The 288-nt window shown below is 42.0% G+C and carries 1 protein-coding gene; it reads right to left on the minus strand.

All coding sequences use genetic code 11. The features are described 5' to 3' along the window. Window positions 1–42: 42 nt before the first annotated feature. A partial coding sequence (locus A3762_RS06470) for an EAL domain-containing protein (protein WP_082868977.1) occupies window positions 43–288 on the minus strand: 246 nt, incomplete at its 5' end.

Raw genomic sequence — 288 nt, forward strand, 5'->3', positions numbered from 1 at the left:
TCAATGAAATTTTGGTGAAGTATAGGGCGCATGAAAACTGAATTAAAGCAAAGCTTCTATGTCTTTTGCGGGCAAAGGCTTACTCAGTAAAAAGCCTTGCATCGCATCGCAGCCGTTATCCATCAGAAAATGCTGCTGGGCTATAGTTTCAACACCTTCTGCTACAACTTTGAGGCCGAGGCTGTGCGACAAACCAATAATGGCCTTAGTGATCGATTGATTTTTTTTGTCATCAATAATATTGCTGACAAAGCTTCGATCAATTTTCAATGCATCGAGGGGGAGTGC

Source organism: Oleiphilus sp. HI0125, assembly GCF_001635355.1.